Source organism: uncultured Thiocystis sp., from assembly GCF_903866365.1.
GTDB lineage: Bacteria > Pseudomonadota > Gammaproteobacteria > Chromatiales > Chromatiaceae > Chromatium.
In genome coordinates, this window is sequence record NZ_CAIPNF010000463.1 from 1 (window position 1) to 9351 (window position 9351).

A 9351-nucleotide genomic window follows, 5' to 3' on the forward strand; every position below is an offset into this window, starting at 1 on the left:
CGGCACGAACTGGCACAGCATGACCCCACTGAAAGCGGTGCAGTCGCGCATTGTCGGCTTGCTCGGATTTCCGGAAACCATTGATCAAGGGCTGGGTATGCAATCCGAGGACGCGGCTTTCAAAATGGGCGAACCGTGAGTCTCTGTAGATCAACAGGAGAATTCCGATGACTCCGCGCTCCAACTCCCAAGCTCAGTGTGGCACACGTCTGCGCGAAATCGAAAATCGGTTGCGCTTCCTCGACCATCTGGCGCATCTGCCCGTTGCGGCGGGGACCCCGGGCGAGCTGGAGGCGTACGAGAGACAGGTCATCCGTATAACCGAGCCGTTGGCGGGTCTGATCACGGGTGAGATCCTGCAAGCCTCGTTGGCAAGCGAGACGGTCGAGCACGAAGTCGAAACGCTCGTCAAGGCCAGCGCGAAGCCCTTGAAGAAGGAGGGGATGCAGGGCGTGACGGGACGCACGGCCAGCGGTGTGGCGGTGCAGATTACGACCGTGTACTACCGTCGCAGAGGACAACGCGGGACCCACCGGCGCTTGCCTGGACGGTATGCCGGGCTGGTGGTGTTGGGGGTGTTCGAGCATTGCACGCCGGCGCTCGCCGCCCGTGTCCGTCTGCTCGCAGCGGCACTGAGCTCGTTTGAGGAAGCGCACAACCTGCTGCGGGAGGAGGGGATCGTCCTGAACGTCAAAACCGTGCGCGCCATTGCCGATGCCTTCGCCCAACGCGCCCGCGCCATCGAGTGGGGGGCGCAGCCGCTGGAGGTTGGTGATGTCGCCGGGTGCCAGGTGGTGATCTCCTGCGACGGCGGGCGCCTGCGGATTCGCACCAAGAAGCGTGGACCGCGAACCAAGAAAGGGCGGTGTCGCTATCGCGGGGTTTGGCGCGAGCCGAAGCGGTTCGTCATCTCGGTGGTCGGCCCCGACGGTCGCCAGCAGCGGACCTTCACGCCCCTGATCGATGCCACGCTCGCCGGTCCCGATGCCATGTTCGACTTGCTTGAGCAGGCGCTCAAGCGTGTGCACATTGAGACAGCCAAGCGCGTGCTGTTCGTGGCCGATGGAGCGCGTTGGATTTGGACGCGCGTGCAGCGACTGCGCCTGCGTCTAGGCCTCCGGGGGATGGTGGAGTTGCTGGATTTCTTCCCTGTTGTCGAGCACTTGAATGCCGTGGCGGAGTTGAAGAAGTCGTGGAGTTCGACCCAGCAGCGACGCTGGGTCAAGCAGCAACGCCAGCGCTTGCGCCATGGCCAAGCCCAGGGGGTGGTCGAAGCCGTCGACCAACTCTGTCGAGGCCCTCTGAGCAAGGCGGTACGCACCCAGCGCGACTACTTTGCTCGGAATGCCGAACGCCTGGACTACCCGGCAGCCAAAGAGGCCGGTTTGCCCATCGGCAGCGGTGCGGTGGAAAGCGCCATCCGCCGGGTGATCAACCTCCGCTTGAAAGGCGCGAGTATCTACTGGCTCAAGCCCAACGCCGAAGCCATGCTGATGCTTCGGTCTTACTTTAAGGCCGGGCGTTGGAATCTGCTGAAAAACATGGCAAATCCATCCTTCATGCCCGCTGCGACATGACACGGAAAATTGGGAATGCGCCCCCTTGGCGTGGGTTGCCGCGCGCGATCCGTCTCGATGACCCTGTCTGATCGATGAGCCAAGGATAACGGGCGAATGACTGGCGTCATATCAGGAGTTTCCTGTCAGGAAATTCCTGACACGAGGCGCGGAGTCTGGGTCAAACGCATCCGGTCACTGGCCATGTCGCGCGGATCGGTCCCCTGTTCCGCCCGCCCGGATCAATGCCTCCAGGACAACAAAGGTCAGGAGCGCGCTGAATCTGGCCCCAGGCGCTCCCCTGGAAGACCGTCAGCCCCAAGAGGGTAAAAGGAATCGCGATCAGCGACCCCAGAATCAGCCAGCTCGCGTGGATCGGGATCAGCCCGATCGCATAGCGGATGAAGCTGGATGCCCCCTTGTCGGACCAGTCCAGGTAGCTGGACGCTCTGGGGGGGAATAATGTCTCCAATGGTTTCATAAGGATCATCTATAAGCCCTCGCCAGCCTGCCGTAACGCCGCCTGCACGATGTCTTCATGAATGCGGTAGCCGTGCTCTCGCATCGATTCCAACGGTTGACGGATCGTGTCGATCAGACCGCCCTGCTTGGCTTCCAGCAAGACTCTCACCGTCCCCAGGGTGTGCAGTCCATAAATATCCCGCGCGACCTTCCGCCCCTTGCGCTCATCGATCAAGACTTGGTCGATGCTCAACGCTTGAGCCAACTGGATGACAGCCGCCTCGCCCTCATCCAACAGGCTTTTCAGCAAGGGATCCAGCGGAATCTCCAGGGCCGAGACCTGGATCGATCCTGATGCCTTGGCCTGAACGAATGACGTGCCGACGGGTTGACCGGCCAGAAACTCACGCTCGACGGCCGTTGGGATCAGAACATGGCCAAACAACGGACCAAACAGATGAAGCAGCCCGACCCGATCCAACGCAATCAATGGCCCTGTATTGCAAACGATCCCAGACATCATCGCGTCGCCGGCCCATCGAGTCCCATGAGTTCCATCTCGATTTCAGTCTCATCCCAACGCACGCTCGCAGCCCCCCAATGTGGACATTCGAGGAGAAACACGGCGCGCGGTCTGTTGGCCAGGGCCGCCGCTTGCCCGGATGTCAAGCGCCCGGACTCGAACAACTTGACCGCAAGCGCCATGCGCGCATCGCGCTCGAACTCCAGCGGCGACAGATTCAACACCGCTGGGAGCGATTCAGGATAGTCAATGCTTAAGGTGTTCATATTTTTCAGCCAGTCGCAGGATGCTGTTGGTCCATCGCGAGCGGGTGGCCATGACGCCGCCTGTTTTCACAGAGCGTTCGCTCCACCGCAGGGGAGATCCTCACAGGCAGGCTCATGACCAGGGCGCATCCCTCTCAACCTGCTCTGCTGCTTAAAGAAAACATATCACCTGACCGAGGAGGATGCCAGATGCTAATCAGGTCTTGAAAAAAACGGAAAAGCGGCCGAACTGACCCTCTTTTATGGCCCAGTTTTCCGCGCCGTCATGTCCGTGTGGTCATTTGAAACCGTCGGGACGGACTTGCAAACCCCGTCCCGGCTTGGACGTCCTCAATCCATTAGAAAGACGAGAAAGGCGCTCTCGCCGCTATCCCCGCGCCGCCCAGCCACCAGCAGCCCCGACAGCGCCTCGCCGTCTCCCAGGTTGAAGACGCGCAGCTCAGTGACCGCCTGGTCGTCGAAGACTGCGGACAAGGCGCCGCGTGCCGTTTCGGCCCCCTCGACGTGGTCCAGGATCATCGGCACGGATTGGCGGGTGTCTGGGTCGGCGATCCCCCGCAACTCGGCGACGATGTCCGGCCGCGCGCCAGGTTCGCGGACATGAACCGCGCGCCATGACCCCATCCAGGCGGCCTCCCCGTAGTTCCGCCAGAGCAGGCCAAGGAAGGTCCGGTAACTCTCGATCGCCGCCAGAGTCAGATCGTTGACGTCCGCCAGGGTCTCGTTGAACACGGCGCTGCCAAAGCCAGTTTGGCTCGGTCCGCCGTAGGCCGCCTCCAGCCGGGTCAAGGTGTCAGGCCGTTCAGTGGTTGCACTGCACATCGATCACACTCCTTCAGGTTCGCGCGGCCGTTATCGGGCGAGCCGTTGGCGCTCATATCCATTGGCCCCAGTGAGGCTTGCCGCCAACAAGCTGAATGTCACCTGATGGCGACTGACAGCGAAAAAGGAATCTTGCGCCCACTGTCCTTGTCGTCGCCCATCAGATAGACGCGGATGGTGTAGTCGCCACTCGACGGCAGACGGAGGCTGGCCTTATCGCCATCGATCGAGCCGTTATAGACCGCGACGTCCTGGCTCCCTGGGGGCAGGATATTGAAATAGGCACTCCCCTGGTTGCTCAGGGACACCGACATCGTTTGGCCGGCGCGAGCCCCGAGCACATAGTCTTGGTGATGAGATCCCGTCACCGAGCCATGAACCGTCGCGTGATCGTTGCCGTGCGCAAACTGGATCCGCTCGCCCGCGTGGGCGAAGGTCGATAGCGCCACGCCAAACACCAGCGTGATGGCCATGGCGGGGACTAAACCTGTTAACAGACGCTTGAACTTGGCTCTCTTCATCGTCGATACCCTGGGTGAGACGTATGATGGCGTTCGATTCGGATGTCACCGGAAGGCTGGAGTTCCAGCCATAACCGGCTCATCCATGGTTCGCGTATGGCCCTCCGTTTCTCAAGGTTGGACGTCGAACCCAGATCATCCGGGGCGTCAGTCACTTACAGTTCGGATGCTTGCCGATGTCGTTGACACTCACAACATGGTTGTTGGCATTGGTCAGTTGGATGCATTGATGCGTCTTGGCGTTGTAGTAGATGTCGTAGAGCGTATCGCCCGAGGTGATGGAATCGACGGACCTGAAGCCTCTCGCTGTCATCGCATCGATGGCTTTGATCGAGCCCATGCCCTTGAGATCCGAGACCTTCACATGTGATGCGTGCGTCGTCGTGGCGGTGTCCTTGTGGGCCGCGGGAGCATGCGTTTGCCCCTCATCTTCGGCGGCGCGGCAGCCCTTCTTATAGGACTCGCCATGCTGGTCCTGGTCGTAGCGTCCGTGGAGACAGTCGTCGTAGCCGCGCTTGTATTCACGCTCCGCAACCGTCGAGGCGAAGACCGTTTGGGTGACTGCGGCGGACAGGAGGGCGGCGGTAAGGATGGCAATTTTCATGATCGGCGGACTCCAATATGATGAGAAACTCAACCGGCATCATCGGGACAAGGGGGATCTACCCGGTGTCGCGGCAGGTCGACAAATGGTAGGTTCAGGGCGACCGGGCCGAGGTATCCGAGTGACATCCCGACTGCTTGACGATGGCGGATGACCCGGTCGGCCCTGACCCGGTCGGCCCTGGCCCGATCGACCCTGGACGGGATGCGTGTCGCTACTGCTTCAACTGCTCGCCAGCGTGTTCCATGGCCTTGCCGGCCTCGTCCAGCTTCTCGCCGGTGTAATTCCCGGCCTTCTCCATCGCCGCCTCCGTCTTCTTGCCCGCCGTCTCGACCGCCTGGTCGATTTTCGCCCCAGCCTTCTCCGCCGGGCCGGGTGCCGGCTCCTCGGAGCAGCCGAGGGTCAGGGAGATCGTCAGGGCGGCCAAAGCCATTGCCGTGGTTTTCATAATGTACATTGCTCCTGTCTCGTATGAATCCGCGTTGTGTCTGGAAGTGTATATGATCCATTGGTGGTCAATGGACGTGGGGTCGGCGCGATACCGGACGAGCCTGACCGGTAAGCCGAAAAAGGGCAGTCAAACCGCAAAGAACACGAAGAACGCCAAATGACTTATACCATCACCGGGCATCCGCCCGGCGGGACCGCGTTCGGCGACATGAGATCAAGAGAAGAGAGGGTCAGGGTCGACGTCTCAGGCCGAGAACACGGCGCTCCATGGCACCGCGCCTCGACTGGCAAGACGAACCTGACGTCACCCCGCCTTCTTCAACACCCCAATGATCAAGAGCAGCAGTACCGCACCCGCGGTAGCGGTGATGATGGAGCCGATTAGCCCGGAGGCTGAGAGGCCGAGAAGACCGAAGGCGAAGCCGCCGACGACGGCTCCGACGATACCGATGACGATGTTTCCCAAGAGCCCGAAGCCGCCGCCGCGCATCAAGAGGCCGGCGAGCCAGCCGGCGACGGCACCAATGGCAAGAAAGATCAGGAGACTGGTTAGATCCATGACGAAGTCCTCATCGCCGAGTCGACGATCGATTGAGCGAAAAGCGGCCGCGCCAGGATCAGTCGCATATCAGGCGCTGCCGCCGCATTGAGCAGTGATGGTCAACCGTGGGACTTGGTCCACTCATCGACTTGCTTCTCGGCCTCTTCCTTCGCGATGCCGTATTTCTCCTGAATCGTTCCGACCATCTTCTCGCGGTTGCCGTCGAGTTGCTCGATCTCGTCGTCGGTGAGCTCTCCCCACTTGGCCCGGATGGAGCCCTTGACCTGATGCCACTTGCCGGTGATCTGATCCCAATTCATTGCCGCATGACCCCATGGATGTGTTGTCGTTAAGAGCAAGCCAGTTCGAGTACTATTCTCGACTTGGCTCAACGGAACTCAGGAGCTTTTCAGTCTGAACCGTCCGATCAAGACCAGCGCGCCGGATCCGAACCGCCAGACGGCCCCGCAGACGAGCGCGCTTCGACACGACGCCGCCACGAAACTGCGCCAAGGATAACGACCGAGTTGCTGTTTAGAAATCAGGGAACTCCTGTCAGGAAAATCCTGACAGAACGACTCGAAACCAGATCGATGCCCGCGGATTCAAGCGATTGGCTGCAGGGGTTGGGTGACACGCGAGGCGCCCACGCAATCCTGCTGTGCCTAATGTTAGCGGTCCCCTGCCCGTCCGGCCGGTTGCGCGCCGCCGATCTGCTGGATCTCCCCTTCGCCGACCTACTGCAGGTGGAGGTCGCCGCCGCCGGCAAGCGGGAGGCCCAGATCCGCGACATCCCCGCGAGTGTGACCATCCTGACCCGCGAGGAGCTCGCGCGGTACGGCTATGCCACCCTGGAAGACCTGCTGCGCAACGTGCCTGGCTTCTTCATCCTGGACAACACCGAGGAGCGCTTCATCGGCAACCGCGGCACGGTCGGCGGCGGGGTGCAGTTCCTGGTCAATGGCATCTCGCAGCACCCGTCACGTCAGAAGGTGCTCACGGTGCCGCAGATCGCACGGCTGAACATCCCGGTCGAATCCATCGACCGCATCGAGGTGATCCGTGGCCCGATGTCGGTGATTTACGGCAACAACGCCTTTCTCGGCGTGGTCAACATCGTCACCAACTCACTCGACACGGCCGGTCCGCGTCTGTCGGCGAGTGCGGGCAGCCGCGCTAGCGGACAGGCGTTCGCGCGCCTGGGCGGGCGTTCGCGCGACGGTTTTCTGGTGCTCAATGCTGGCGGCTGGCGCACCGACGGGCTGGATGCCACCTATGCCGACATCATGAGTTCCGCCCAGTTCGCGACCCTGGAGCCGGAGATGCATCGCGACCTGGACGGCGATCTCTGGCAGCGGCGCGCGAGCCTCGATCTGTCGGCGGGCTGGCGCGGCTTGACGGCCGACATGCGTTACAGCGACATGGACTATGGCATCTATGCCTTCACGCCAGCGTTCGACGAGGGCAGCGGGCTGCGCCTCAAGACCCTCCACGCCGCGCTCGGCTATGAGCACCGCTTCAGCGATACGCTGGGTCTGCGCCTCGTCGGCATCCACAGTCAGGAGACCTACGATGCCTACCGGCTGGATTTTCTCGTCGCGGGGCTCGACGGAAGTCAAAAGCAGCATTTGCGCCGCTGGGAGCTGGAACTGAACCTGCACTGGCAACCCTGGGAGCGGCTGGACGCGCTGTTCGGATATCGCTGGCACCGGCTCGATCACCTCGATAACCGGCCTCGGGTCGCATCCTTGGTCATGGTCGACGACGCGAGCGATGCCTTCCACCAGCAGGACATCTTCACCGAAATCGACTACTCCCTCGGCGAGCCGCTGCGCCTGGTGGGCGGCGCGCGGCTGACCCGACTCCCGGCGGCGTATCGTTTCACGCGCTACCGCTATCTGGACGAGACGCTGATCGAGACCGAACTGCCGGTCAGCGACCGCAATGATGATCTGCGCTCGGATCTGGAGCCGGGATATTCGCCGACCCTGCTGGTCAAGCTGAAGGCCGATTATCGTCGCGGCCCCTTCACCTATGCCGCCTATGCGCATTTTGTCGACGCCATGGAGACCGACTGGGATTTCGTGACCAGCCCGGCCCAGGGCGTGGTCGAACGCATTGGCGAGCGCGTGCCCGGGCGCTGGAATCTGGGGCTGAATCTGCGCTGGGAGCCGTCCGCCACCGGGGTTTTCGCGGCGCTCAACGTCTCCAATCTGCTGGACGCCGAGATCCGCTATCCGGCCAACGAGCTGGCCGATTTCGCGCGGGGTCTGATCGGTCCCGGTCGGATCGTGACCGCGACCCTCGGCTACGCCTTCTGACGCTCCATGCCGATCCATCCAGGGCATGGACCCACGCGACGGGCGCTGTGCGGCGGCCTGATGGGACTCCTGATTGCGCTGGCGCCGCTGACCACGTCCGGGGAGACGCCGGTGGAGTCGCTCAAGGTAGCCTATCTCTATCATTTCACCCATTTCATCGATTGGCCCGACCCACCGCCCGGCGACTCTTTCGTGATCGCGGTGATCGGCGATGACGCGCTGGGGGAAGCACTGCGCACGCTGGAGCGCGAGCAACGCCGGGCCGAGGAGCGGCCGATCGGGATCCGGGTGATCGAGAACCGGGCGACGGCCTCCAGGCAGCGGTTCGAGGACTGTCAGATCCTCTTCGTTGGCGCGGCGGCCCAGGGTCAGCTCGATCGCATCCTGGCCGCCGTCGCCAGCCGGCCGGTCCTGCTGGTCGGGGATAGCCCCGGACTGGCGCGGCGCGGGGTCGCGATCAATTTTTTCCTGAAGCTGGATATCCTGGGCGAGGGGGAACGACTGCGGTTCGAGATGAATCCGGCCGCACTCGCGGGGCGCGGGCTCAAGGTCTCCTCGCAGCTCTATGAGGTGGCGAGGGTGCTGCCGTGAGCCGCACCGGCACGCGCTCCATCCGCACCCGGCTGTTGCGGGCGCTGATGTCGATGACGCTCGTCACCCTGACGATGGCGACCGGTCTCTCGGCGCTCATGGATCTCAAGCTGTTCCAGGATCACGTCCTCCGCGACCTGCGGGTGCTGGCAGCGGTGGTCGGGGAAAGTTGCGTGTCGACCCTGGTGTTCGACAGTCCGGAAACGGCGGAGCGTTATCTGGCAACGCTCGCGCGCGAGTATCAGATCCGGGAGGCGATACTCGAAGACGCGACCGGACAGGTCTTCGCGCGCTGGCGGCGCGAGCGCGGGCTGGACTCGGACACGCCGGCAAGGCTGCCGCAACCGCAACCCGTGCGGCCTTGGCTGGTCGCCGACGAGGTCGAGATCGCCCAATCCTTGCGTTTCGACGAGCGCCCCATCGGTCGGCTCGTCCTGCATGTCCGACTCGACGAGTTGCAGCAGCAATTCCGGCAATACGTCCGGTTCGGCGGATTTCTGGGTCTGCTGACACTGGGAGTGGCGTTTGCGGTGGCGCTGCGGCTGCGTCGGCGCATCGTGCGTCCGATCCTGCACCTGGCCGCCAAGACGCGCGAGATCGCGGCGCAAGGCGATGTCACGCGCCGGGTCGCCGAACTCGATTCCGGCGACGAACTGGCGACGCTGGTGCATGACTTCAACGCGATGCTCAGCCG

12 protein-coding genes are annotated in these 9351 nt (G+C 62.7%); 4 read left to right on the plus strand and 8 right to left on the minus strand.

Going from position 1 to position 9351, the window contains the following annotated elements; all coding sequences use genetic code 11:
• Positions 1 to 230 precede the first annotated feature (230 nt).
• Positions 231 to 1577 (plus strand): hypothetical protein, encoded by a 1347-nt coding sequence (locus QZY07_RS25380; protein WP_295408893.1) that lies wholly within the window; start codon positions 231 to 233, stop codon positions 1575 to 1577.
• A 469-nt stretch (positions 1578 to 2046) separates the two neighbouring features.
• Here QZY07_RS25380 and QZY07_RS25385 read toward each other — a convergent pair whose 3' ends face one another.
• The 8 genes from QZY07_RS25385 to QZY07_RS25420 all read right to left on the minus strand — a co-directional run bounded on the left by QZY07_RS25385 (position 2047) and on the right by QZY07_RS25420 (position 6065).
• A complete protein-coding gene (locus QZY07_RS25385; RefSeq protein WP_295408895.1) occupies positions 2047 to 2538 on the minus strand; it encodes a DUF3368 domain-containing protein in 492 nt (163 codons plus the stop codon).
• Positions 2538 to 2807 carry a UPF0175 family protein gene (locus QZY07_RS25390; protein ID WP_295408897.1) on the minus strand — a complete coding sequence of 90 codons (270 nt, stop codon included), beginning with the start codon at positions 2805 to 2807 and terminating at the stop codon, positions 2538 to 2540. Before QZY07_RS25390 ends, QZY07_RS25385 begins: the two co-directional genes overlap by 1 nt.
• 330 nt (positions 2808 to 3137) lie before the next feature.
• The gene (locus QZY07_RS25395) at positions 3138 to 3629 is read right to left on the minus strand and encodes a hypothetical protein (RefSeq protein WP_295408899.1); all 492 of its coding nucleotides are present in this window, start codon (positions 3627 to 3629) and stop codon (positions 3138 to 3140) included.
• A gap of 98 nt (positions 3630 to 3727) precedes the next feature.
• Positions 3728 to 4150 (minus strand): hypothetical protein, encoded by a 423-nt coding sequence (locus QZY07_RS25400; protein WP_295408901.1) that lies wholly within the window; start codon positions 4148 to 4150, stop codon positions 3728 to 3730.
• A 151-nt stretch (positions 4151 to 4301) separates the two neighbouring features.
• Entirely contained in the window at positions 4302 to 4754 is a 453-nt protein-coding gene (locus QZY07_RS25405; protein WP_295408902.1) for a hypothetical protein, read from the minus strand.
• 214 nt (positions 4755 to 4968) lie between these two features.
• Complete coding sequence (locus tag QZY07_RS25410) at positions 4969 to 5202, minus strand: hypothetical protein (RefSeq protein ID WP_295408904.1); 234 nt, start codon at positions 5200 to 5202, stop codon at positions 4969 to 4971.
• Positions 5203 to 5508: 306 nt separating this feature from the next.
• Positions 5509 to 5763 (minus strand): GlsB/YeaQ/YmgE family stress response membrane protein, encoded by a 255-nt coding sequence (locus tag QZY07_RS25415; RefSeq protein WP_295408905.1) that lies wholly within the window; start codon positions 5761 to 5763, stop codon positions 5509 to 5511.
• A gap of 101 nt (positions 5764 to 5864) precedes the next feature.
• Complete coding sequence (locus QZY07_RS25420) at positions 5865 to 6065, minus strand: CsbD family protein (protein WP_295408907.1); 201 nt, start codon at positions 6063 to 6065, stop codon at positions 5865 to 5867.
• Between the two features lie 273 nt (positions 6066 to 6338).
• Here QZY07_RS25420 and QZY07_RS25425 point away from each other — a divergent pair, with 273 nt between their 5' ends.
• The 3 genes from QZY07_RS25425 to QZY07_RS25435 all read left to right on the plus strand — a co-directional run.
• Complete coding sequence (locus tag QZY07_RS25425; RefSeq protein WP_295408909.1) at positions 6339 to 8066, plus strand: TonB-dependent receptor plug domain-containing protein; 1728 nt, start codon at positions 6339 to 6341, stop codon at positions 8064 to 8066.
• 6 nt (positions 8067 to 8072) lie between these two features.
• A complete protein-coding gene (locus QZY07_RS25430) occupies positions 8073 to 8657 on the plus strand; it encodes a YfiR family protein (protein ID WP_295408911.1) in 585 nt (194 codons plus the stop codon).
• Positions 8654 to 9351 (plus strand): CHASE sensor domain-containing protein (locus QZY07_RS25435; protein ID WP_295408912.1); only part of this gene is annotated, 698 nt, incomplete at its 3' end. The genes QZY07_RS25430 and QZY07_RS25435, both read left to right, overlap by 4 nt.

Bases quoted from the DNA above. Each gene is read 5' to 3' on its own strand.
- QZY07_RS25385 (WP_295408895.1), bottom strand. From the start codon at position 2,538: ATGTCTGGGATCGTTTGCAATACAGGGCCATTGATTGCGTTGGATCGG.
- QZY07_RS25390 (WP_295408897.1), bottom strand. From the start codon at position 2,807: ATGAACACCTTAAGCATTGACTATCCTGAATCGCTCCCAGCGGTGTTG.
- QZY07_RS25395 (WP_295408899.1), bottom strand. From the start codon at position 3,629: ATGTGCAGTGCAACCACTGAACGGCCTGACACCTTGACCCGGCTGGAG.
- QZY07_RS25400 (WP_295408901.1), bottom strand. From the start codon at position 4,150: ATGAAGAGAGCCAAGTTCAAGCGTCTGTTAACAGGTTTAGTCCCCGCC.
- QZY07_RS25405 (WP_295408902.1), bottom strand. From the start codon at position 4,754: ATGAAAATTGCCATCCTTACCGCCGCCCTCCTGTCCGCCGCAGTCACC.
- QZY07_RS25410 (WP_295408904.1), bottom strand. From the start codon at position 5,202: ATGAAAACCACGGCAATGGCTTTGGCCGCCCTGACGATCTCCCTGACC.
- QZY07_RS25415 (WP_295408905.1), bottom strand. From the start codon at position 5,763: ATGGATCTAACCAGTCTCCTGATCTTTCTTGCCATTGGTGCCGTCGCC.
- QZY07_RS25420 (WP_295408907.1), bottom strand. From the start codon at position 6,065: ATGAATTGGGATCAGATCACCGGCAAGTGGCATCAGGTCAAGGGCTCC.
- QZY07_RS25425 (WP_295408909.1), top strand. From the start codon at position 6,339: ATGCCCGCGGATTCAAGCGATTGGCTGCAGGGGTTGGGTGACACGCGA.
- QZY07_RS25430 (WP_295408911.1), top strand. From the start codon at position 8,073: ATGCCGATCCATCCAGGGCATGGACCCACGCGACGGGCGCTGTGCGGC.